The 22934-nt window shown below is 65.9% G+C and carries 22 protein-coding genes; 18 read left to right on the plus strand and 4 right to left on the minus strand.

Features of this window, described 5'->3' with window-relative positions:
• The 13 genes from ftsW (at position 1) to dnaE (ending at position 14744) form a co-directional block, all read left to right on the plus strand.
• Positions 1-1341, plus strand: a complete 1341-nt coding sequence (gene ftsW, locus ACKAE7_RS09345; RefSeq protein ID WP_408979010.1) for a putative lipid II flippase FtsW — start codon at positions 1-3, stop codon at positions 1339-1341.
• Positions 1342-1347: 6 nt separating this feature from the next.
• Positions 1348-2448, plus strand: coding sequence for an undecaprenyldiphospho-muramoylpentapeptide beta-N-acetylglucosaminyltransferase (murG, locus tag ACKAE7_RS09350; protein WP_408979011.1), 1101 nt, complete (start codon positions 1348-1350; stop codon positions 2446-2448).
• Positions 2445-3821 carry a UDP-N-acetylmuramate--L-alanine ligase gene (gene murC / locus ACKAE7_RS09355; protein WP_408979012.1) on the plus strand — a complete coding sequence of 459 codons (1377 nt, stop codon included), beginning with the start codon at positions 2445-2447 and terminating at the stop codon, positions 3819-3821. Before murG ends, murC begins: the two co-directional genes overlap by 4 nt.
• Positions 3814-4794, plus strand: a complete 981-nt coding sequence (locus ACKAE7_RS09360) for a cell division protein FtsQ/DivIB (protein ID WP_188813239.1) — start codon at positions 3814-3816, stop codon at positions 4792-4794. Before murC ends, ACKAE7_RS09360 begins: the two co-directional genes overlap by 8 nt.
• A gap of 183 nt (positions 4795-4977) precedes the next feature.
• Positions 4978-6216, plus strand: a complete 1239-nt coding sequence (gene ftsZ, locus ACKAE7_RS09365; protein ID WP_066275125.1) for a cell division protein FtsZ — start codon at positions 4978-4980, stop codon at positions 6214-6216.
• Between the two features lie 8 nt (positions 6217-6224).
• Positions 6225-6914, plus strand: a complete 690-nt coding sequence (locus ACKAE7_RS09370; RefSeq protein WP_190613990.1) for a polyphenol oxidase family protein — start codon at positions 6225-6227, stop codon at positions 6912-6914.
• A complete protein-coding gene (locus ACKAE7_RS09375; protein WP_188813236.1) occupies positions 6907-7662 on the plus strand; it encodes a YggS family pyridoxal phosphate-dependent enzyme in 756 nt (251 codons plus the stop codon). The genes ACKAE7_RS09370 and ACKAE7_RS09375 overlap by 8 nt, the downstream gene beginning before the upstream one ends.
• A 90-nt stretch (positions 7663-7752) precedes the next feature.
• Positions 7753-8283 carry a cell division protein SepF gene (locus tag ACKAE7_RS09380; protein WP_104188679.1) on the plus strand — a complete coding sequence of 177 codons (531 nt, stop codon included), beginning with the start codon at positions 7753-7755 and terminating at the stop codon, positions 8281-8283.
• A gap of 120 nt (positions 8284-8403) precedes the next feature.
• Positions 8404-8691 carry a YggT family protein gene (locus ACKAE7_RS09385; RefSeq protein WP_066275136.1) on the plus strand — a complete coding sequence of 96 codons (288 nt, stop codon included), beginning with the start codon at positions 8404-8406 and terminating at the stop codon, positions 8689-8691.
• Positions 8692-8867: 176 nt separating this feature from the next.
• Positions 8868-9554, plus strand: a complete 687-nt coding sequence (locus ACKAE7_RS09390) for a DivIVA domain-containing protein (protein ID WP_104188675.1) — start codon at positions 8868-8870, stop codon at positions 9552-9554.
• A 92-nt stretch (positions 9555-9646) separates the two neighbouring features.
• Positions 9647-10219 carry a signal peptidase II gene (gene lspA / locus ACKAE7_RS09395; RefSeq protein WP_188813234.1) on the plus strand — a complete coding sequence of 191 codons (573 nt, stop codon included), beginning with the start codon at positions 9647-9649 and terminating at the stop codon, positions 10217-10219.
• Positions 10220-10223: 4 nt separating this feature from the next.
• Positions 10224-11150 (plus strand): RluA family pseudouridine synthase, encoded by a 927-nt coding sequence (locus tag ACKAE7_RS09400; protein WP_188813342.1) that lies wholly within the window; start codon positions 10224-10226, stop codon positions 11148-11150.
• A gap of 36 nt (positions 11151-11186) precedes the next feature.
• Positions 11187-14744 carry a DNA polymerase III subunit alpha gene (dnaE, locus tag ACKAE7_RS09405; protein WP_408979013.1) on the plus strand — a complete coding sequence of 1186 codons (3558 nt, stop codon included), beginning with the start codon at positions 11187-11189 and terminating at the stop codon, positions 14742-14744.
• Positions 14745-14827: 83 nt separating this feature from the next.
• On the opposite strand, the gene ACKAE7_RS09410 is transcribed toward dnaE, so the two are convergent.
• Positions 14828-15328 carry a flavin reductase family protein gene (locus ACKAE7_RS09410; RefSeq protein WP_188813232.1) on the minus strand — a complete coding sequence of 167 codons (501 nt, stop codon included), beginning with the start codon at positions 15326-15328 and terminating at the stop codon, positions 14828-14830.
• 134 nt (positions 15329-15462) lie between these two features.
• Here ACKAE7_RS09410 and ACKAE7_RS09415 point away from each other — a divergent pair, with 134 nt between their 5' ends.
• The 3 genes from ACKAE7_RS09415 to nrdR all read left to right on the plus strand — a co-directional run bounded on the left by ACKAE7_RS09415 (position 15463) and on the right by nrdR (position 18033).
• The gene (locus ACKAE7_RS09415; RefSeq protein ID WP_408979014.1) at positions 15463-15993 is read left to right on the plus strand and encodes a hypothetical protein; all 531 of its coding nucleotides are present in this window, start codon (positions 15463-15465) and stop codon (positions 15991-15993) included.
• A gap of 9 nt (positions 15994-16002) precedes the next feature.
• Entirely contained in the window at positions 16003-17373 is a 1371-nt protein-coding gene (gene hisD / locus ACKAE7_RS09420) for a histidinol dehydrogenase (RefSeq protein ID WP_408979015.1), read from the plus strand.
• A 156-nt stretch (positions 17374-17529) separates the two neighbouring features.
• Positions 17530-18033, plus strand: coding sequence for a transcriptional regulator NrdR (gene nrdR / locus ACKAE7_RS09425; protein ID WP_408979016.1), 504 nt, complete (start codon positions 17530-17532; stop codon positions 18031-18033).
• A 225-nt stretch (positions 18034-18258) separates the two neighbouring features.
• On the opposite strand, the gene ppgK is transcribed toward nrdR, so the two are convergent.
• Together ppgK and map are read right to left on the minus strand one after the other, a co-directional pair.
• Entirely contained in the window at positions 18259-19062 is an 804-nt protein-coding gene (ppgK, locus tag ACKAE7_RS09430; protein ID WP_408979017.1) for a polyphosphate--glucose phosphotransferase, read from the minus strand.
• A 132-nt stretch (positions 19063-19194) separates the two neighbouring features.
• On the minus strand, positions 19195-20073 hold the full coding sequence (map, locus tag ACKAE7_RS09435; RefSeq protein WP_408979018.1) for a type I methionyl aminopeptidase: 879 nt from the start codon (positions 20071-20073) through the stop codon (positions 19195-19197).
• 121 nt (positions 20074-20194) lie between these two features.
• Between map and ACKAE7_RS09440 the strand changes: the two genes are divergently transcribed.
• On the plus strand, positions 20195-20359 hold the full coding sequence (locus tag ACKAE7_RS09440) for an SPOR domain-containing protein (protein ID WP_188732230.1): 165 nt from the start codon (positions 20195-20197) through the stop codon (positions 20357-20359).
• A 53-nt stretch (positions 20360-20412) separates the two neighbouring features.
• Here ACKAE7_RS09440 and panB read toward each other — a convergent pair whose 3' ends face one another.
• Positions 20413-21315 (minus strand): 3-methyl-2-oxobutanoate hydroxymethyltransferase, encoded by a 903-nt coding sequence (panB, locus tag ACKAE7_RS09445; RefSeq protein WP_190614005.1) that lies wholly within the window; start codon positions 21313-21315, stop codon positions 20413-20415.
• 275 nt (positions 21316-21590) lie between these two features.
• Here panB and glnA point away from each other — a divergent pair, with 275 nt between their 5' ends.
• A complete protein-coding gene (glnA, locus tag ACKAE7_RS09450) occupies positions 21591-22931 on the plus strand; it encodes a type I glutamate--ammonia ligase (RefSeq protein WP_066280551.1) in 1341 nt (446 codons plus the stop codon).
• Positions 22932-22934 lie beyond the last annotated feature (3 nt).

The following is a 22934-nucleotide window of genomic DNA, read 5'->3' on the forward strand; positions in this document are numbered from 1 at the left end:
ATGGTCAGCACGCCCACACGCCCGCCAGCCCAGAAGCAGGCAGGCAAGCCGCGTCCCGGCTCCTCCGCATCACCGGTCCGGCCTCCGGCCGCTGCCGCCACCCGGTTGCGCGCCGCCTACCGTAAGTTCTGGTCGGCGCTTGAGGGAACGGGAACGTCCAGGAACGGCTCCACCTACTACCTCATCCTGGGCTCCACCCTCGCACTGACGGCCATCGGCATCATGATGGTTCTCTCCGCCTCGAGCGTGGAGTCGATCGCCGCCGGCAAGTCCCCGTACGGGGATGCCCTGAAACAGGGCATGTTCGCCGCAATCGGGATCTTCACCATGTTTGTGCTGTCCCGCATCAATGTGGTGTGGCTCAAGCGGCTTGCCTGGCCCGCCATCATCGCCGCCGTCGTCCTCCTTGGCCTGGTCCAGTTGGTCGGCGCGGAAGTCAATGGCAATAAAAACTGGATCGACCTTGGCGGCATCACCTTCCAGCCGTCCGAAGCGTCCAAGCTCGCACTCGCACTCTGGATGGCCACCGTCCTGGCCCGGAAGGGAAAGCTGCTCAGCCGGTGGCAGCACGTCGCGGTCCCTGCCGTCCCGATGGCCATCATCATCGTTGGCCTGGTCCTGGTGGGAAACGACCTCGGAACCGCCATGATCATCATGATGGTGACGGCTGCCGCACTCTTCTTCGCCGGGGCGCCGCTCTATCTCTTCGGCATTGCCGGCCTGGCCGCAGCCGCCGGAACGGCGCTCATGGCTGTCACCAGCTCCAACCGCATGTGCCGCATCACCTCATGGTGGACCGGGCAGTCCTGTGCCGATGGCGTCGACGCCAACTACCAGGCCACGAACGGCCTTTACGGGCTCGCCTCCGGCGGATGGTTCGGCGTGGGGCTGGGACAAAGCCGGCAAAAATACAGCTGGATCCCCGAAGCCCATAACGACTTCATCTTCGCCATCATCGGTGAGGAACTCGGACTGGTGGGGACCGTCGTCGTCCTGATCCTTTTCGCCATCCTGGGAACCGCAATCTACCGTGTGGTGGTGGCACAGGAGGACATGTTCCACCGTGTCCTCGCCGGCACCATCATGGTGTGGCTGCTGGGCCAGGCCACCGTAAACATGTCCGTGGTGACCGGCCTGATGCCCGTCATCGGCGTGCCGCTGCCCTTCATCTCCTACGGCGGCTCGGCGCTGCTGATGTCGCTCTGCGCCATCGGGGTTGTGCTTTCGCTGGCCAGGGAACAGATGGCCCCGGCGATCCGGCCCAAACGGATGCTCAAGTTCAAGGCCAAGCCGGCGCGGAAAAACGCGGACCGGAAGAAAACTGCAAGAAAGCGTACCTAGCCCTCCATGACCACCAAAACCCCGTCCATCGTCCTGGCCGGCGGCGGCACTGCCGGACACATCAGCCCGCTGCTCGCCATCGCAACGGCACTCCGGAATGCCTCCCCGGAAGCCGCCATCCTCGCCGTCGGCACGCCGTCCGGAATGGAAACCAGGCTGGTTCCCGCTGCAGGGGTTGAACTGGCCACCATCGACCGGGTGCCGTTTCCGCGGCGGCCTTCCGCGGACCTGCTTCGCCTCCCGGCCAGGCTGGCCGGGGCCGTACGCCAGGCGGGAGCAATCCTGGACGCAGCGGCCGCTGATGTCCTGGTGGGGGTTGGCGGCTATGTCTGCACGCCCATGTACCTGGCCGCGCGCAAACGCCGCATTCCGATTGTGATCCACGAGGCCAACGCGCGTCCCGGACTGGCGAACAGGGTGGGAGCCCTGATGACCCGCCGCGTCGCTGTAGCCTTCGCCAACACTCCGCTCCGCCACGCCAGGCACGTGGGAATGCCCATGCGCACCGAAATCTCGGGCCTGGACAGGGCAGCCGCGCGCACCGCTGCCCGCGCTGCCCTCGGCCTGGACCCTGTCCAGCCTGCGCTGATCGTCACTGGAGGATCCTCCGGCGCCCAGAGCATCAACCGCACCATTGCCGCCGCTGTTGAACGGTTGTCGGCGGCGGGTATCCAGACCCTGCACATCACCGGCCGCGGCAAGACCGTCATGGACAGCGAGGGCCGGCCGCTTGCCGCGAAGGACTACCTTCAGGTGGAGTACGTGGACGGCATGGAGCTTGCCTACGCTGCCGCCGATGTGCTGCTGGCCCGCTCCGGTGCGGCCACTGTCTGCGAGGTTGCCGCCGTCGGCGTTCCCGCCGTGCTGGTGCCGCTGCCCATCGGTAACGGCGAGCAGGCCCTGAACGCTGCCGGCCTGGTGGCTGCCGGCGGAGCCTTGCTGGTGAATGACCGCGACTTCACCCCCGAATGGGTGGAGAGGGAACTGATCCCGCTCGTCACGGACCAGCCGCGGCTTGCAGCCATGGCCGGCAGTTCCTACCGGCTTGGCATCCGAAACGCCGATCAGCGCATGGCTGACCTCATCCTGGAAGCAGCAGCATCATGAACCACGCCACCGTCCCCAGCCTCGAGTCGCTGGGCCGCGTCCACTTTGTGGGAATCGGAGGCGTCGGCATGTCCGCCGTTGCCAGGATCATGGTTGCCCGGGGCGTTCCGGTCAGCGGCTCCGACGCCAAGGACCTGCCGGTGATGGTCGACCTCGCCGCAGCGGGTGCCCGCATCGCGGTGGGATACGCCTCCGCCAACCTGGGCGATGCCCAGACAGTCGTGGCCGGATCCGCCATCCGCCCCGACAACCCGGAGCTTGTTGCCGCGAGGGAAGCAGGGCTGCCCGTGCTGCACCGGTCCGAGGCCCTGGCTGCCACCATGGGCGGCGACACGGTGGTCACGGTGGCGGGCACCCACGGCAAGTCCACCACCACGTCCATGGTCACGGTCCTGCTGCAGGGCGCAGGGCTGGACCCTTCATTCGCCATCGGCGCCAATGTTCCCGCGCTTGGCGTCAACGCAGCGCACGGGAGTTCCGGAATCTTCGTGGCCGAGGCCGACGAATCCGATGGCTCCTTCCTCAACTACCGGCCGAGGATCGCCGTGGTGACCAACGTTGAACCGGACCACCTGGACCACTACGGCACGGCCGAGGCTGTGTACCAGTCCTTTGACCGGTTCACTGCGCTGCTTCCCGCTGACGGCGTGCTGGTTGCCTGCGCGGACGACGCCGGCGCGCTGGCCCTCGCGGAAAGAACACGGACCAGGGGCAACACGCGCGTGGTGCTGTACGGAACCACCGAAGGGGCGGACCTCGTGCTGCACGACGGCGGTCCCGGCGACGTCGCGGTCTCCACGGCCTCCGGGCGTTTTCCGCTGGCCCTGCAGGTGCCCGGGCGGCACAACGTCCTGAACGCGGCGGCCGCGTTCGCCGTCGCGCTTGAACTTGGCGTTGACCCCGCAGCGGCCGCAGCCGCTTTGGCGCACTTCTCCGGCGCCTCCCGCCGCTTCGAGCTCAAAGGCGAGGCCCGCGGAGTCCGCGTATTCGATGACTACGCCCACCACCCGACCGAAGTCCGGGCCGCCCTCGCCGCTGCCCGCTCGGTCGCCGGCGCGCACAAAGTGCACGTCCTCTTCCAGCCCCACCTGTTCTCCCGCACCCGCGAGTTCGCGCAGGAGTTCGCCGAGGCGCTCAACCTCGCCGACACCGCCCTGGTGCTGGATATCTATCCCGCCCGTGAGGATCCAATCCCGGGAGTGACCAGCCAGCTCATTGCCGACCACCTGGACAGCGGAGGACGCCTTGTGGCCGCCGGCGACGCCGTCTCAGCACTGACGGCTGCCGCCGCGGCCGGTGACATTGTGCTGACGGCCGGCGCCGGCGATGTCACCGCGTATGGGCCGCAGATCGTCGAGGCCCTGCGTGGCTAGCACCCGCCGCCCCACGTACACCTCCACCGGCCGCTCGGCCCGCTCCGGCGGCACAGGCGGCAGCGATGGAAATGCCGGCAACGGTGGGCAGACCGGACCTGCCGCGGACGACGTCATTTCGGCCTCCCGGAGCGTTCCCGAGCCGGCGCCCGAAGGGGTCGGCAAGGGCAAGGAGCCGGACAAGCCGAAACGGGCCGGCATTCCCGGCCTGGGCAGGGGCAGGAAGGCGGAACAGCCTGCGGCAGCCGCGGAGAACGTGCTGGCGTTTCCCGAGCCCAAGGGGAAGCGCCGCAAGCGGAACATCCTCGCCGTGGCCGGAACGCTCATCGCCCTCGTGGCCGGCCTCCTGGCGGTGGCCACCTTCTCGCCTGTCCTGGCCGTTGACACGATCTCCGTTTCCGGGACGCGCCTGCTGACGCCTGCCCAGGTGGAAACCGCGCTTGAGCCCCTGCGGGGAAAGCCCCTGCCGCAAATCAGCGACGACGAGGTGGCGAGGCTGCTGGAGCCCCTGGTCCAGGTCAAGGCGGTCTCCGTGGAAGCCCGGCCGCCCTCAGGGCTGGCTGTGGCAGTCCGGGAACGGGTGCCGGTGGCACTGGTCAAGCAGGGGGAGCAGTACCAGCTCGTGGACGTCGAAGGCGTCCAGCTGGCGGCCACCGCCGATCCCGCGTCCGTCTCCCTGCCCGTCATCGACGGCGGGGCGGGAGCCATCGGACAGGATCTCTTCCGCGCGACGGCCGCCGTCCTGGGCGCCCTGCCCGCCGACGTCCTCGCCAGGCTTTCCAACGCCTCTGCGCAGTCGGTGGATGCGGTGGAACTCAAGCTCGTGGACGGCCAGACCATCATCTGGGGCAACGCGGGGGAGAAGGAGCTCAAGGCCAAAGTACTGGCTGCACTCCTGAAGGTTCCCGCCGATCCCAAGAACCCCGTCAAGGTTTATGATGTCAGCGTACCCCGGCACCCGGTGACGCGCTGAAGGGTTTATTTCCGGTATTAATCCGACACGCGGAGCCGGTTATTGAATGTGGCAGGCAGAGGAAATACCGTCACAGACATGAGTTACTTGACATAACTATAACCTTCAACTCGAAGGTTAAGGTTACTGGCTTCAAGCTCTCCATCAGTTTTCGCAATAAGACACGAACAAGGGACACGTAACGTGGCAGCTCCGCAGAATTACTTGGCCGTCATCAAAGTCGTCGGCATCGGCGGCGGTGGCGTGAACGCAGTCAACCGCATGATCGAGGTCGGCCTCCGAGGCGTTGAATTCATCGCCATCAATACCGACGCCCAGGCCCTGCTCATGAGTGACGCGGACGTGAAGCTCGACGTCGGACGCGAGCTGACCCGCGGGCTCGGTGCAGGCGCCAACCCGGAGGTGGGCAAGCAGGCCGCCGAGGACCACGCTGACGAGATCGAGGAAGTGCTTCGCGGCGCGGACATGGTCTTCGTCACGGCCGGCGAAGGCGGTGGCACCGGCACCGGCGGCGCTCCCGTGGTCGCCCGCATTGCCCGTTCGCTGGGTGCGCTGACCATCGGCGTGGTCACCCGTCCCTTCACGTTCGAGGGCCGCCGCCGTGCCGGTTCCGCGGAGGCCGGAATCGACGCCCTCCGGGACGAGGTGGACACCCTCATCGTGATCCCCAACGACCGGCTCCTGTCCATCAGCGACCGCAACGTGTCGGTCCTGGACGCCTTCCGCTCAGCAGACCAGGTGCTCCTCTCGGGTGTCCAGGGCATCACGGACCTCATCACCACCCCGGGCCTGATCAACCTCGACTTCGCCGACGTGAAGTCCGTCATGCAGGGTGCCGGCTCCGCGCTGATGGGCATCGGCTCTGCCCGGGGTGAAGACCGGGCCGTCAAGGCAGCCGAGCTGGCCATTGCGTCGCCGCTGCTGGAAGCGTCCATCGACGGCGCACATGGTGTCCTCTTGTCCATCCAGGGCGGCTCAGACCTTGGCCTGTTCGAGATCAACGAAGCCGCACGCCTGGTCCAGGAAGTTGCCCACCCGGAGGCGAACATCATCTTCGGCGCAGTGATCGACGATGCGCTCGGCGACGAGGCCCGCGTCACGGTCATTGCTGCCGGCTTCGACGACGTCAAGGCCACCTCGCCGTCCATGGACCAGTCGCAGCCCCAGGTGGCTCCCCAGCGGCCCGCCGCTCCGGCAGCCGCCCCCGCGCCGTCGCAGGCACCCTCCGCCGGAAACCACCAGGTGCACGTCCAGCCGGTCCACGCAGGTGTAGGTGCAGCAGGCCTCAGTAACTGGGGGCAGCAGCGCCCGTCGGCCGTCCCGGCCGATTCCGGCTTCGACGTTGACCTTCCCTCCGTCGTGGAACCGGACCTCACCGGCAGCCGCTCGGATGACCTGGATGTCCCCGACTTCCTGAAGTAGGCCGCGGCTTGTTCCATTGGCGGGCCGAGATCCTTCCGGGGGTCTCGGCCGCTTTTACTGACAGCGGCGCAGGGAATCTCGCCCTGCACGTGGGCGACGACCCCGGCGCCGTGCAGCGGCGGCGGGAACAGCTCGAAGCCGCGGTGGGAATCGAACCCCGCAGCCTGCGGTTCATGAACCAGGTGCACGGCACCACGGTGGCCGTTATGGACCGGGGGAGCGGCACGCCGGAAGCAGATGCGATAGTTTCACGTTCCCAGCCGCTGGCTGTCATGGTGGCTGACTGCATCCCGCTCCTGCTGGCGGGAACGTCAGCTGACGGTCCCGTCATGGCCGCCGTCCACGCCGGGAGGCCCGGCGTGGCCAACGGGGTTATCCCCTCCGCCGTGCACGCCATGAAATCGCTCGGCGCGTCGGACATCCGCGCCTGGCTCGGTCCGTCCATTTGCGGCACGTGCTACGAGGTGCCTCCTGCGTTGCGGGACGAGGTGGCCGCGGCGGTGCCCGCCACCTGGTCCACGACCTCCTGGGGAACCCCGGCGCTGGACCTTCCGGCCGGCGCGCGCAGCCAGCTGGAAGACGCCGGGGTTGGCGTTGAATACGCCGGTCCCTGCACCCTGGAAACAGGTTCCCTCTACTCCTACCGCCGGGACTCCGGCACGGGTCGTTTCGCCGGTGTTGTCTGGTGCCATGACTGACGCCGCGTTGAACGACGGCGGTGCAGGGGCAGTGGATCCGCGCACTGCCGAGCTGGCCGGGCGGCTCGAAGCAGTCCGGCGCCGGATCACCGTGGCCGCGGCGGCGGCCGGCAGGGCGGACAGGCTGCCGACCCTGATTGTGGTCACCAAGTTCCATCCCACGGAGGACATCCGGCGGCTCGCCGCCCTGGGAGTCACCGACGTCGGGGAAAACAGGGACCAGGAGGCTGCGGCGAAGGCGGAAATCCTGGCCGATTGCGCGCTTACCTGGCACTTTGTGGGCCAACTGCAGACAAAAAAGGCCAAATCGGTGGTCCGCTACGCTTCGGCCGTGCACTCGGTGGACCGGCCCCAGCTCGTGGATGCCCTGGCGAAGGCGGCGCAGAACGAGCGTGTCGCGGCAGGGCGCGCGCCCCTGGACTGCTTCATCCAGGTCAACCTTGAAGACCATGCCGGTGCGCACCGGGGAGGTGCCGACCCCGGCGACGTGCTGCTCCTGGCGGACCGGATTGCCGCGGCCGAAGGCCTGCGACTGGCCGGCGTGATGGCAGTGGCCCCCTTGGGCGCCCCACCGGAGGCTGCCTTCGAAAAGCTGGCCGGAGTCTCTGCGCGGCTGGTGGCGCACCACCCAGGGGCTGCCGCCATTTCCGCCGGCATGAGCCAGGACCTTGAAGCAGCCATCGTGTTCGGGGCGACACACCTGCGAATCGGGTCCGATATTCTCGGATCGCGTCCAGCCGTGGGGTAGCGTCGGAGCTATTGCAAGTGATGGGCGGGGGACTTCAATGCTGTCAAGTCATTGGGCGGCCCGCTTACGGGACACGATTAGGAGTCGACCATGGCCGGCGCTCTGCGCAAGACAATGATCTATCTTGGGCTCGCCGACGGCGATGAGCATTACGAGTCCGAGCAACAGACAACACGTAAGGATGAGGACGAAACTATGGAAGCTGACCGCGAGGAGCGCCGTGCACCTGCACCCGTCCGTGAGGTCAGCCGCGAAACGTCCTACACCCCCGAAGAGGAATACCGCGCCCCAGTGACCCCCATCAAACGTGCGGCCTCGAGCCGCGAAGAGACCAGCGGGCTTCGCCAGATCACCACCATCCACCCGCGCTCCTACAATGATGCCAAGCTCATCGGTGAGAGCTTCCGGGACGGCATTCCGGTGATTATGAACGTCACGGACATGGGCGAGGCTGACGCCAAGCGCCTGGTGGACTTCTCCGCAGGACTGGTCTTCGGACTCCGTGGAAGCATCGAGCGGGTCACCAACAAGGTCTTCCTGCTGTCGCCGTCGTACGTTGAAGTCATCGGTGACGACAAGAAAATCAGCGAAACGCAGGCCAGTTTCTTCAACCAAAGCTGAACCTCGGTCAGCATGCGGATGCCAGGCAGGGACACCTGTCTGGCATCTGTGTTGAAATAGACGGGACACATCGGCAGGAAGCCGCGGTACACAGATGAACATGGAGATATGAGTTAAGTCATGGGAATTGCTTTCGGACTTGTCTATCTCGCGCTGCTCCTGTTCTTCGTTGCCCTGATCATCCGCCTGGTCTTCGACTGGGTGCAGATGTTCGCCCGTGAATGGCGTCCGCGGGGCGTCGCCCTGGTGGCCGCCCACGCGGTGTACTCCATCACCGATCCGCCACTGAAGGTACTGCGCCGGGTGATCCCGCCCCTGCGACTTGGCGGCATCTCCCTGGACCTGGGCTTCCTGGTTCTGTTCATCGCCGTCAGCATTGCGATGGGAATCACAAGGGGCCTTGCCTGATTTACCCCTATAGACCTAGCAGCACAGGGTGGACCCGTCCGGGAACAGCTACTGTGAAGCGAAGAAACTCACGTTTGACACCCCAGTGTTGAATTAGAGTAACCAGACCAAATTTAGGTACCGTAGTTTTGACGGCCGGAAGGCCTACTGACTAACCAGACCAGTGAGGTGACCAGATGGCTTTGACGCCAGAAGACGTTGTCAACAAGCGCTTTCAGCCGACCAAGTTCCGCGAAGGGTACGACCAGGACGAAGTCGATGACTTCCTGGACGAGATCGTCGTTGAACTCCGCCGCCTGAACCAGGAGAACGACGAACTTCGCAAGAAGCTCGCCGAGGCCGGTTCCAGCGTGCCGGCCAGCTCGGCCGCCGCTCCCGTTGTGGAGAAGGTCCCCGCGCCCGTCAAGGCCGACAAGGATGAGGCACGCGAGAAGGCGGAAGCCGACGCCAAGGCTGCCGAAGCCAGCAAGAAAAAGGACGTCCAGCCGGCCGCCGCTGCAGCCCCTGCCGCCTCCACCCCCGCCGCCGTCGCAACACCTTCTGCCGAGTCCGCAGCCGGCCTCCTGGCCATGGCCCAGCAGATGCACGACCGCCACGTGGCCGACGGACAGGCCCAGAAGGACAAGATCATCGCCGAGGCGCAGATCGAAGCCAGCAGCCTGGTCAACGATGCACAGGAGAAGTCCCGCAAGATCCTGGGCGCCCTCGAGCAGCAGCGTTCGGTCCTGGAGCGCAAGGTAGAGCAGCTCCGTGGCTTCGAGCGCGACTACCGTTCACGCCTGAAGGCCTACATCGAAGGCCAGCTGCGCGACCTCGACGCCCGCGGTTCTGTGGCTACGCCGGAAGTCAGCGAAGCCAACTAGTCCGTCAAAGCACGTATTCTGAAAGCCGGTGGCTGAGGATTCCTCGGCCACCGGCTTTTGGCATTGACACCTGTTGTACGAATGAAAGCACCATGACTGACGAACTTGCTGCGGATCCCGCACGCCCTGTCCCACCCTCACCGCGACCGCGCCGGGCGGTGCTGTTCTCCGTCTTCGCCGGGTTCGCCCTCTTTGCCTACGTCCTGGACCAGGTCACCAAGCTATGGGTCACCTCCAGCATGGTGGAGGGCGAACGGATCCCCGTGTTCCCCCCGCTCCTGCACTGGTACTTCATCCGCAACTCGGGCGCGGCCTTTTCCATTGGCGAGAACGTCACCTGGGTGTTTTCGATCATCATGGCCGCGGTGTCCGTGGCGATTCTCTTCCAGGTCCGCAAGCTGGGCTCAGTCTGGTGGTCCCTGGCGCTGGGCCTGCTCCTGGGAGGCGCGCTCGGCAACCTGACCGACCGGCTGTTCCGGGAACCGTCCTTCGGCATGGGCCACGTGGTGGACTTTATCCAGCTCCCCAATTTTGCCATCTTCAACATCGCGGACTCGGCGGTGGTGTCCGCCGTCGCCATCATCTGCATCCTGACGCTGCGCGGCATCACCCTCGATGGAAGCAGGCTTACCCCTGAAAGCAAGGACAAGTCCGGCGATGCCTGAAGCGATGCCTGAGCAGGTTATTGTTGCCGACGAGTACGGGGGAACCCGTGCCGACGCCGGACTCGCGGCCCTCCTGGGCATCTCACGGTCCCTTGCCGCGTCCCTCCTTGCAGAGGGCCATGTAGAGAGCAGGGGCAAGCCGCTGGGCAAGTCGGCAAAGCTGGTGGCGGGCGATGTCCTCAAGGTCAGCATGCCGGAACGGCGTGACCCGCTGGAAGTCGTGGAGGAAATTGTGGAAGGCCTGAAGATACTGCTGGACGACGAGGATTTCGTCGTCGTCGACAAACCGGTCGGCGTGGCCGCGCACCCCTCACCGGGATGGGTGGGGCCCACGGTGGTGGGAGGCCTCGCAGGGGCCGGCTACCGCATCTCCACCTCCGGGTCGCCGGAGCGGGCAGGCATCGTGCACCGGCTGGACGTCGGGACATCCGGCGTGATGGTGGTGGCAAAGTCGGAGCGTGCCTATACGGCCCTGAAGAGGGCCTTCAAGGAGCGGACGGTGGACAAGGTCTACCACGCGGTGGTGCAGGGCCTGCCCGACCCCCTGGCGGGAACCATCGACGCGCCCATCGGCCGGCATCCCGGGCATGACTGGCGCTTCGCGGTGATCGAGGACGGACGCCCGTCTGTCACGCACTACGAAGTGATTGAAGCTTTCGGCAAGGCCAGCCTGGTGGAAGTCCACCTGGAAACGGGCCGCACCCACCAGATCCGCGTCCACTTTTCCGCTCTCCGGCATCCCTGTGCCGGAGATCTCACCTACGGCGCCGACCCGCGGCTGGCCGCCACCCTCGGCCTGACCCGGCAGTGGCTGCACGCCCGCGAACTGGGGTTCGACCACCCGGTGACGGGCGAGCGCGTCCGGGTCGCCAGCGACTACCCGCAGGACCTGGCCTATGCCCTGGAAGTCCTCGGGTCCGGGCAGGTCTAGCGCTTTCGCCGCCTGTCCGGCGCATAGAATAGTGCGGTGACTTCCAGCAATGACTCGTTTGTCCATCTCCACAACCACACCGAGTACTCGATGCTGGACGGCGCCGCCAGGCTGGGTGAGCTGTTCGACGAGACCGAGCGGCTGGGGATGCCCGCACTCGCAACCACCGACCACGGCTACCTTTTCGGCGCCTTCGACTTCTGGAAGAAGGCCACTGACAAGGGGATCAAGCCGATCATCGGCGTCGAAGCCTATGTGACCCCGGGAACGGCCCGCGGCGACAAGAGCCGCGTGCGCTGGGGCGAGGAGCACCAGCGCAAGGACGATATTTCGGGCGGCGGTTCCTACACCCACATGACCCTGCTCAGTTACAACAATGCGGGCATGCGGAACCTGTTCCGGGCTTCCTCCATCGCCTCGCTGGACGCCGTGTTCGGGAAATGGCCACGCCTGGACCGGGAACTGCTCAACACCTACTCCGAGGGATTGATTGCCACCACCGGCTGCCCCTCCGGGGAGATCCAGACCCGGCTCCGGCTGGGACAGTACCGTGAGGCGCTGGAAGCGGCCGCGGAGTTCAGGGACATCTTCGGGGCCGAGAACTACTTCTGTGAGCTCATGGACCACGGGCTGGACATCGAGCGGCGCGTCACCGGCGACCTGCTGCGGCTCGCCAAGGATCTGAACCTTCCCCTGGTGGCCACCAACGACCTCCACTACACCCACGAGCACGACGCCAAGGCCCACGAGGCCCTGCTGGCCATCCAGTCCGGGTCCACCCTCCTGGAGCCCACTTACGACAACGGCGGTTCACGCTTTGCCTTCTCCGGCAGCGGCTATTACCTGAAGTCCCCGCAGGAAATGCGGGAACTGTTCCGCGACCACCCGGACGCCTGCGACAACACGCTCCTCATCGCCGAGCGCTGCGAGGTGTCCTTCAATACCGGTGCTAACTACATGCCGCGTTTCCCCTGCCCGCCGGGGGAGGACGAAACGTCCTGGCTGGTGAAAGAGGTTGCCACGGGGCTCGAGTACCGCTATCCGGGCGGCGTCCCCGACGACGTCCGCGCCCAGGCTGACTACGAGCTGGGTGTCATCACCTCGATGGGTTTCCCCGGGTACTTCCTGGTGGTGGCGGACTTCATCAACTGGGCCAAGAACAACGGCATCCGGGTTGGTCCCGGCCGTGGGTCCGGTGCCGGTTCCATGGTGGCGTATGCCATGCGCATCACGGACCTCGACCCGCTGCGGCACGGCCTGATCTTCGAACGGTTCCTGAACCCGGACCGCGTTTCGATGCCCGACTTCGACGTCGACTTCGATGACCGGCGCCGGTCCGAGGTCATCGACTATGTGACCCGGAAGTACGGCGACGAACGCGTGGCCATGATCGTCACGTACGGCACCATCAAGACCAAGCAGGCGCTGAAGGACTCCTCCCGCGTGCTGGGCTATCCGTTCAGCATGGGCGAGCAGCTAACCAAGGCGCTGCCCCCGGCCGTAATGGCCAAGGACATTCCTCTGGCGGACATCCAGAACCCGGACGCCAAGCGCTACGGCGAGGCTGGCGACTTCCGCCAGCTGATCAGCACCGACCCGGAAGCTGCGAAAGTCTTCGAGACGGCGCTGGGCATTGAGGGCCTTAAGCGGCAGTGGGGCGTCCACGCAGCCGGCGTCATCATGTCCTCGGACCCGATCATCGACGTCATCCCCATCATGCGCCGTATCCAGGACGGCCAGGTCATCACCCAGTTCGACTACCCCACGTGCGAGGGCCTGGGGCTGATCAAGATGGACTTCCTGGGCCTGCGGAACCTGACGATCATTTCCGACGCCCTGGAAAACATCAAGATGAACCGCGGCATCGACCTGGACCTCGAGTCGTTGGAACTGGATGACGCCCCGTCCTACGAGCTCCTGGCCCGAGGCGACACCCTGGGCGTGTTCCAGCTCGACGGCGGGCCCATGCGGTCCCTGCTCAAGCTGATGAAGCCTGACAACTTCGAAGACATTTCCGCCGTGCTTGCCCTGTACCGTCCCGGGCCCATGGGCGCCAACGCGCACACGGACTACGCGCTCCGCAAGAACGGGATCCAGGAAGTCATCCCGATCCACCCCGAACTGAAGGAACCGCTCGCGGAGATCCTTGGCGGAACCTACGGCCTGATCGTGTACCAGGAGCAGGTCATGGCGGTGGCGCAGAAACTGGCCGGATACTCGCTGGGCCAGGCGGACATCCTGCGCCGCGCCATGGGCAAGAAAAAGAAATCGGAGCTGGACAAGCAGTTCGCAGGGTTCTCCCAGGGCATGCAGGACAACGGCTACTCAATGGAGGCCGTCAAGACCCTGTGGGACATCCTGCTTCCCTTCTCCGACTACGCCTTCAACAAGGCACACTCCGCCGCCTACGGCGTGATCTCCTACTGGACTGCATACCTCAAGGCCCACTATGCGCCGGAGTACATGGCCGCGCTGCTGACGTCGGTGGGGGATGACAAGGACAAGTCGGCGATCTACCTTAACGAGTGCCGCCGCATGGGCATCACGGTGCTGCCGCCGGACGTCAACGAGTCCGCACTGAACTTCACCCCTGTGGGCAACGACATCCGCTTCGGCATGGGCGCCATCCGCAACGTGGGCGTGAACGTGGTGGAGGCCATGGTGGCCGCCCGCGAAAGCGAGGGCGCGTATACCTCCTTCAAGGATTACCTGATGAAGGTCCCGGCGGTGGTCTGCAACAAGCGGACCATCGAATCACTCATCAAGTCCGGCGCCTTCGATTCGCTGGGCCACCACCGCCGGGCTCTGGCCATGATCCATGAAGAGGCCATCGACTCCGTCATCACACTCAAGCGGAATGAGGCGATCGGACAGTTCGATCTCTTCGCCGGGTTCGACGAAGCCGAATCCGAGTCATCCCTGAGTATCGAGATCCCCGACCTGCCGGAGTGGGAGAAGAAGGACAAACTGTCCTTCGAACGGGACATGCTCGGACTTTACGTCTCGGACCATCCGCTGCAGGGCCTGGAGGGATTGCTCAGCCAGCACGCGGAGATGAGCATTACCTCCGTCCTCGGCGAAGACGGGCCGCAGGACGGCGCCATCATCACCATTGCGGGAATGATCACCTCGCTGAGCCGGCGCATTGCCAAAGCCAGCGGCAACGCGTACGCCCGGGCCGAGGTGGAGGACCTTGGCGGTTCCATGGAAGTCATGTTCTTCGGCCAGGTCTACGGACCCATCGCCTCTGTCCTTGCGGAGGACCTGATCGTGGTGGTCAAAGGGCGCCTGCAGAAACGTGACGACGGTGCCATCACCCTGAACTGCATGGAACTGTCCGTTCCGGACCTCAGCGAGGGGCTCAACGGGCCGCTGGTGATTACCATGCCTACCTACAAAGCCACCGAGGCTGTGGTCACCGAACTGGGCGACGTCCTCCGCACGCACCGCGGCAACTCCGAAGTGCGCCTACACCTGCAGGGCGACACGCGGACGGAAGTCATGGGACTGCCGGTCCACCTCCGCGTGAACCCCAGCCCGTCACTGTTCGGCGACCTGAAGGTGCTGCTCGGCCCGGCCTGCCTGGACGCCTAAGCGGCCTCCTTGCGAAAGGAGGACGAAGGAAGGACGACGACGGAAAGCACGTCCCGTCGTCGTCCGCGGGTAGTAGGGGACTGCTAGATCTCGTAGTCCAGCGGGACGGGCTGGCCGTACGCGCCGCCGTGGTACAGCAGGGGTGAGCCGTCGCCGCCCACCTGGCCGTCCACCACCTGGACCACCACGACGGCATTGTTCTCGAAGGACAGCCGCATCTGCACTTCGCCGATCAGCCAGCCAGCCACGTCCTTCAGGATGGGCACCCCGTGCGGACCGGTTTCCCAGTGGTCGCCCTCAAAACGGTTGCCGGCGCCCGCGAACCGGTCGGCAAGCTGCATGTTTTCGAGGCCCAGCATGTGGACCCCCAGGTAGGTGGTGTTGGCGACGGCCGGCCACGACCTGGAGCTGCGGGCCATATTGAACGTGAAGCGCGGAGGCTGCGCGGAGAGCGAGGCCACGGAGGTGGCGGTAAAGCCGTAGGGCTGGTCCTGGTAGTTCACCGTGATGATGGCGACGCCGGCAGCGTGGCGCCGGAACATCTCCCGGAACGTCCGCTCGAACGGAACGTCATTAGTTGTCACGGAAACTCCTGGTGGCTGGAAAGTCGGGTACGTGTGCTCTCCTTCAAGGGTATGGCTCTGCCGTGCCGGCAGTGAATTCCCGGAAGGCCCGGGTCCGGCGATGGACGCCGCAGACATTTGTTAAGGTTTGTTGCATGACGAAAGCCACCCGCCGCTCACGCCCGCGGCTGCCCTGGGCGATGCTGGTGATTCCGGCAGCGGCAGGTGTCCCCCTGGGCATCCTTTGGTGGATTCTGGCGCCCGGGGGCCTGAACCTGATCACCAGGGACCCGGCCTTCGGCAGTGGAACCAATCCGGATGTCTGGCTGCCGCGGGACCTGACGCTGGCAGGACTGCTGGTTCTTGCCGGATGCCTCCTGGCCGTTGTCCTCGCGGACAAGAAACGGGCGGATCCGCAGGCGGACCTGGTGGCGGGCCTGGCGGGAGCCTTGTGCGGGGCAGCCCTGGCCTGGCAGGCAGGGCTGCTGGCCGCGCAGCTGTGGGCGCCTGCAGTTGATGCCTCAGCCAACGCCAGCATTGCCTTTTCGCTGCGCGCCTGGCCGGTGCTGCTCCTGTGGCCCGCCGCCACGGCCGTCTCGGTTTTCGTGCTGGAGCTTCTCGACCTCATGAGCCGGAAGCCGGCGGCTGACCACGAGAGTCGCCGGACGCTGTGGCAGGGCCAGTAAAATAGGCCAGTGACCATTTCTTCGGAGAACTCCGCCAGCCCAGCCGCCACCGCCGCCGTGGACTTCCGCACCGTTGACCTGCGCGGCCAAAGCCTCACCCTCGCCGGACTCCGGGCCGCCGTGCCGCGGGCCCAGGGCCAGACCGTGGCCGATGCCGAGGCGAAGGTCCAGGACATCATTTCGGCTGTCCGGCAGGGAGGTTTCGCGGCGCTGGGCGAACTCGCCCGGCGTTTTGACGGCGTGGCGCAGGACCACCCGCTGGTTCCCGCGGAGGCCCTGGCCTCCGCACTGGAGGAGCTGGACCCGTCCGTCCGCGGCGCGCTGGAGGAATCCATCAGCCGGGCCCGCCGGTTCGCTGACGGCCAGCGACCGCGCAATATCGAGGTACAGCTCGGCGACGGCGCAGTGGTGGCGCAGAACTGGGTGCCGGTGGCGCGCGTGGGACTCTATGTCCCGGGCGGCCTCGCCGTCTACCCCTCCTCCGTGATCATGAACGTCGTCCCGGCCCTCGCTGCAGGCGTCCAGTCCATCGCCCTGGCGTCCCCTCCGCAAAAAGAGTTCGGCGGCCTGCCCCACCCCACCATCCTTGCCGCTGCCGCGCTGTTGGGCATCACCGAGGTGTATGCCATCGGCGGCGCCCACGCCATCGCCGCGTTCGCCTACGGTGTCCCTGCAACGGAGGCCGGCCCGGCCCTGGAGGCGGTGGACGTCGTGACCGGACCGGGCAACATCTTTGTCGCCACCGCCAAGCGTCTGGTCAAAGGCGTGGTGGGGATCGACTCGGAGGCGGGCACCACGGAAATCGCGATCCTTGCAGACTCCACGGCCCAGCCCCGCCTGGTGGCGGCCGACCTCATCAGCCAGGCCGAGCACGACCCCAAGGCAGCATCCGTGCTGATCACGGATTCCGAGGACCTCGCCGCCGCTGTCCGTGCCGAGCTCGACCGGCAGGCCGCGGCCACCAGGCACTCCGCCCGCGTCCGCGAGGCGCTGTCCGGCCCGCAGTCCGGGGTGGTCCTGGTGGACAACCTTGAACAGGGCATTGCAGCGTGCGACGCCTACGCAGCAGAACACCTGGAGATCATGACGCAGGATGCCCCGGGCGTTGCCGCCAGGATCAGGAATGCCGGTGCCATCTTTGTGGGCGACTACAGCCCTGTCAGCCTGGGGGACTACTGCGCCGGCTCCAACCACGTCCTGCCCACCAGCGGCACGGCTGCCTTCTCGTCCGGCCTGAACGTCACCACGTTCCTGCGGGCCATCCAGGTGGTGAACTACACCCGTGACGCATTGGCGGAGGTCAGCGGCCACATTGTCAGCCTTTCCGGGGCCGAGGACCTTCCCGCGCACGGGGATGCGGTCACCGTCCGGTTCACCTGACATCCGCCCAAAAAGCCGACATGTAGTGGTGGCAACCACAACATGTAGTACTTACACGCTTGTTATTAGCCGGAGCAGGGACGTAAACTGGGAGACGGCGCACTTGCGCCTGCAGATTTGGTTTCGCTGGCACACGTCCTGGGAGAGGGAGGCACGATGTACTGTCCGTTCTGCCGCAACCCCGATTCCCGGGTGGTGGACAGTCGAATGGCGGATGACGGCTCGGCCATCCGGCGCCGCCGCCAGTGCCCGGAGTGCGGACGCAGGTTCACCACCGTTGAAACCACCAGCCTTTCCGTGATCAAGCGCTCCGGCGTGGGCGAGCCCTTCAGCCGCAGCAAGGTGATCAACGGCGTGCGCAAAGCCTGCCAGGGGCGTCCGGTCAGCGAGGACGACCTCGCGCTGCTGGCGCAGGAAGTGGAAGAGCAGATCCGTTCCTCCGGCGCCGCGGAAATCGACGCCCACGAGGTGGGACTGGTCATCCTCGGACCCCTGCAGAAGCTGGATAAGGTCGCCTACCTCCGCTTTGCGAGCGTCTACCAGGCCTTCGAATCCCTTGAGGATTTTGAGACTGCCATTGCCCTGCTCCGCCAGGAAGAACAGGACGCCCGGGGCATTGCCGCGAAGGGCGCCAAGACCTCCGAGAAGAGCCCCCTGTAAACTCCGGTGGCGGCAGCGGAGGGGAAGCCGAAGCCGCCACCGGCACTCCGGTCCGGCGAAAAGAAGGCCAGCCCCAAGGAAAACCCACATGACGGCCGCCCCCTGCGCGCCCGCGGACCCAAGGCCGCGCGGACAACACGGGATGTATCTGCCGCATCTGCACGCTTAAAACATCCGTGCCGCCGTCGCCTGTTGGATCGCTGCGACGACGGCACGGCACCCGCGCTACTTGGCGAGCTTGTGCTTCAATGCAATTTCGATCGCGGCGCCCACGATGCCTGCCTCGTTGCGGAGGACCGCCGGCACGATCGGCGTGCGCAGCCGCAGGTTGGGCAGGTACTCGTCAGCGCGCTTGGAAATGCCGCCGCCCACGATGAACAGTTCGGGCGAGAACAGGAACTCAACGTGGGAGAAGTAGCGCTGCAGCAGCACGCTGTACTCGTCCCAGGACAGGCCATCGCGTTCGCGGGCTACTGCGGAGGCTTTGGTTTCGGCGTCGTGCCCGTCGATTTCGAGGTGGCCAAGTTCAGCATTGGGGACGAGCTTGCCGTCGAAGATGAAGGCGGAGCCGATTCCGGTGCCGAGCGTGATCACCAGGACCGTGCCCTTGACACCTGCACCGGCGCCATAGCGCGCCTCGGCCAGGCCTGCGGCGTCGGCGTCGTTGATAACTTCAACGGGCCGGCCCAGGCGGGCAGTCAGGAGCGCATCGATGTCCGTGTTGAGCCAGCCCTTGTCCACGTTGGCGGCTGAGTGGACCACGCCGTGCTGGATGATGCCGGGGAAGGTCACGCCGACGGGAGAGCCGGCAGCGGGCGCCTCGGGCCGGGCGGACAGCTCGGAAACCACCAGCGCCACGGCTTCGGCAACTGATTCAGGGGTGGCTGGCTGCGGGGTGGGAACCCGGAACCGTTCCCCCAGCAGTTTGCCCTTCTTCAGGTCGACGATGCCGCCCTTGATTCCGGTACCTCCGATGTCGATGCCGATCAGCGGGGCGTTCTTGTGCGACTTCTCGTCCTTCTTGGCCAATGGGTTTTCCGTTCGTGGCAGGGGCGGGCAGGGTAGCGGCGGCCGGTGGCCGGCCGGGAAAAGATGTCCGGTCAGGAACCGGGAAGGGTAGGGCCGTGGTGCGTGGGTCTTGGTGGTGCCAGGGTGGCCGGGCTAGGGCAGCGTGAGGATTTCCGCGCCTGAGTCCGTGACCAGCAGCGTGTGCTCGAACTGGGCAGTGCGCTTCCGGTCCTTGGTGACAACGGTCCAGTCATCGGCCCACATGTCCCATTCCACGGTGCCGAGGGTGAGCATCGGTTCAATTGTGAAGACCATGCCGGCCTCGATCACGGTGTTGTAGGCAGGTGCCGCGTCATAGTGCGGGATGATGAGCCCAGTGTGGAAGGCTTCGCCCACGCCGTGCCCGGTGAAATCACGGACAACACCATAGCCGAAGCGCTTGGCATAGGACTGGATTGCCCTGCCGATGACGTTGATTTCCCGTCCGGGAGCCACAGCCTTGATGGCCCGGTTCAGTGACTCCTGCGTGCGTTCCACCAGCAGCCGTGATTCCTCGTCCACGTCGCCCACCAGGAAGGTGTAGTTCGTGTCCCCGTGGACTCCGTTGATGAAGGCGGTGATGTCGATGTTGAGGATGTCGCCGTCCCGGACCACTGTGCTGTCCGGGATGCCATGGCAAATGACCTCATTCAGGGAGGAGCACAGTGACTTCGGGAAGCCCCGGTAGCCGAGGGTGGACGGGTAGGCGTGGTGGTCAAGGAGGAACTCGTGGCCCACTTTGTCCAGCTGGTCGGTGGTGACGCCGGGCTGGATGTGCTTGCCCACCTCCACGATGGCCTGTGCTGCGATCTTCCCCGCGATCCGGATCTTCTCGATGGTTTCGGGGGTTTTGACCTCCGACCCGGTGAATTTCGCCGGTGCGGGCCTGCCGACGTACTCCGGCCGGGGGATGGACGCCGGTACGGGACGCTGCGGACCTATGGTTCCCGGGGTGAGGGTGCCGATGGGTGCAGTCGAGGCAAGGGAAGGCATAGATTGATCATATAAGGCAGTGCAGAACGCCTAACAACCGGAAGCCGCGCGGGGCCTGCGTAAGAATTTAAGTTACGCGGGTCACGCCGCAGCTTTCCCGCCGCCGGAACGAGGAGCAACGATGACTGAGTACTGGTACAACGTCAATACGCATGAGATCGAAGAGGACCGGCTGTCCGACTGGAGCCAGCTGATCGGACCGTACAAAACGCGGGAGGAAGCCGAGCACGCGCTGGAAAAGGTGCGCGCCCGCAATGAGGCTTGGGAAAAGGACGACGACGACTGACAGTCGGCCGGGCAGGCTGGCCGGGTGCCGGCCGCCTGTTCCGTCGGCGCCTTTTAGAACGAGTGTTCCGGCCCGGGGAACTGTCCTGACCTGACGTCCTCGCCATACTGCGTGGCCGCGTCCATAAGTGTGCTGCGCAGGTCTGCGTACTGCTTGACGAACTTGGCCATCCGCCCGCCGCGCAGCCCGGCCATGTCCTGCCAGACAAGCACCTGTCCGGTTGTTTCCTTGCCCGCGCCGATGCCCACCGTGGGGACGGGAACAGCCGCGTCCACGGCGGCTGCCGTCCCGGCTGGGACCATCTCCATCAGCACGCAGAATGCCCCCGCCTCAGCGAGGGCGACCGCGTCATCGATAAGGCGCTGCGCATCGTCGCCGCGGCCCTGCACGCGGTAACCGCCGAGGGCATGCTCGCTCTGCGGGGTGAAACCGATGTGTGCCATGACCGGAATGCCGGCCTGGACCATGGCCTTTACCGTGGGCGCATAGTAGGCGCCGCCCTCGATCTTGACCGCGTGCGCCAGGCCTTCCTTGAGGAATCGGACGCCGGCGCCGACTGCCTGTTCCGCGGACACCTCATAGCTGCCGAACGGCAGGTCGGCCACGATGAGCGCGCGCTTGGCGCTGCGTGCTACGGCGCGGCAGAGGGGCAGCAGTTCGTCCACAGTGACCGGAAGGCTGGTCTCGTTGCCGAACACGTTGTTCGAGGCCGAGTCGCCGACCAGGAGAACTTCTATTCCGGCGGCATCAAAAATTTCAGCCGTGTACTGCTCGTAGGCAGTCAGCATGGCGAACTTGGTACCGTCCCTCTTGGCCTGCTGCAGGTGGTGGATGCGCACCTTGGCCGGCTTCTGCTGCGCCGCAGCCGCAGGCGCAGCTGCCTGGCCCGGCCCGCTGCCGTAGGGGGCGGGGACGTCGGCGGACATGCTGGAATCGGAGCTGTTGCTTGAGGACATGGCATGAGCGTAGTGGGGGAGCCGCTGTCCTAGCTAGCGCGGGCCGGAGGCTCACCTGGTGATAAGGGTCATAAGGGCTGGCCTGCGGCGGGTCCCGACGGTGCGCACAGCCGGGTTGCGCGGCTTAAATCCGGAGGCCGGGCGTTAACGCTGTGTTACGCGCGGCGCAGGCTTCAGCATCGGCGCCGAATGCTTAGTACAGTGTTGGTGAACTGCTGCCGGCTTCCCTTTACTGCGGGCCCGGAGCATGGACGTTGACCGGAGAAGAGGCCATCATGGACCGCCAGCAAGAGTTTGTCCTGCGCACAATCGAAGAGCGCGACGTACGTTTCGTGCGGCTGTGGTTCACCGACGTCGTGGGTTCGCTCAAGTCCGTGGCACTTGCCCCTGCCGAGGTTGAGGGTGCGTTCGAGGAAGGACTGGGCTTCGACGGCTCCGCCATTGAAGGCCTGGCCCGGGTGTTCGAGTCAGACATGCTGGCCCAGCCCGATCCTTCCACCTTCCAGATCCTGCCGTGGCGCGGGGAGACGGAACAGACCTCGCGGATGTTCTGCGACATCCTCACCCCGGACGGCGAACCGTCCGCCGCGGATCCCCGCAACGTCCTGAAGCGGACCCTCGCCAAGGCCGCCGACATGGGCTTCACCTGCTACACCCACCCCGAAATCGAGTTCTACCTCCTCAAGTCCCAGGAACCCGGCCCGGACGGCGCCCCCGTGCCCGTGGACGAGGGCGGCTATTTTGACCATGTTCCCGGCGGCGTGGCCCAGGACTTCCGCCGGACAGCTGTCACCATGCTCGAATCCGTGGGTATCTCCGTGGAATTCAGCCACCACGAGGCTGGTCCCGGCCAGAACGAAATAGACCTGCGCTACGCGGACGCCCTGCAGACCGCGGACAACATCATGACTTTCCGCACCGTCATCAAGGAAGTGGCGCTGCAGCAGGGCACCTACGCCACCTTCATGCCCAAACCGTTCACCGCCCACCCGGGCTCCGGCATGCACACGCACTTCTCGCTGTTCGAAGGCGACACCAACGCGTTCTACGAGGCCGGCGCCGAATTCCAGCTCTCAAAGACCGCCCGCCAATTCATCGCCGGCATCCTCAAGCACGCGCCCGAGTTCACCGCAGTGACCAACCAGTTCGTGAACTCCTACAAGCGGCTCTGGGGTGGCGGAGAGGCTCCGAGCTACCTGAGCTGGGGCCACAACAACCGCTCAGCCTTGGTGCGGGTCCCGCTGTACAAGCCGGGCAAGGGCCAGTCCGCACGGATCGAGTACCGCGGCATCGATTCCGCGGCCAACCCCTACCTGGCCTACGCGGTCCTGCTCGGGGCCGGCCTGAAGGGCATCGAGGAAGGCTACGACCTCCCGGCCGCCGCCGAGGACGACGTGTGGTCGCTGAGCTCGGCCGAACGCCGCGCCATGGGCCATGATCCCCTCCCCGCCAGCCTCCATGACGCCATCCGGACGATGGAAGACTCGGAGCTCATGCCCCAGATCCTGGGCGAACAGGTGTTTGAGCACTTCCTGCGCAACAAGCGCGCCGAGTGGCAGGACTACCGCCTGCAGGTGACGCCCTACGAGCTGCAGCGCAACCTCGGCATCCTCTAGGCT

Origin of the sequence: Pseudarthrobacter sp. NKDBFgelt (assembly GCF_046097905.1) — a bacterium.
In the GTDB taxonomy this organism is placed as follows: domain Bacteria; phylum Actinomycetota; class Actinomycetes; order Actinomycetales; family Micrococcaceae; genus Arthrobacter; species Arthrobacter polychromogenes.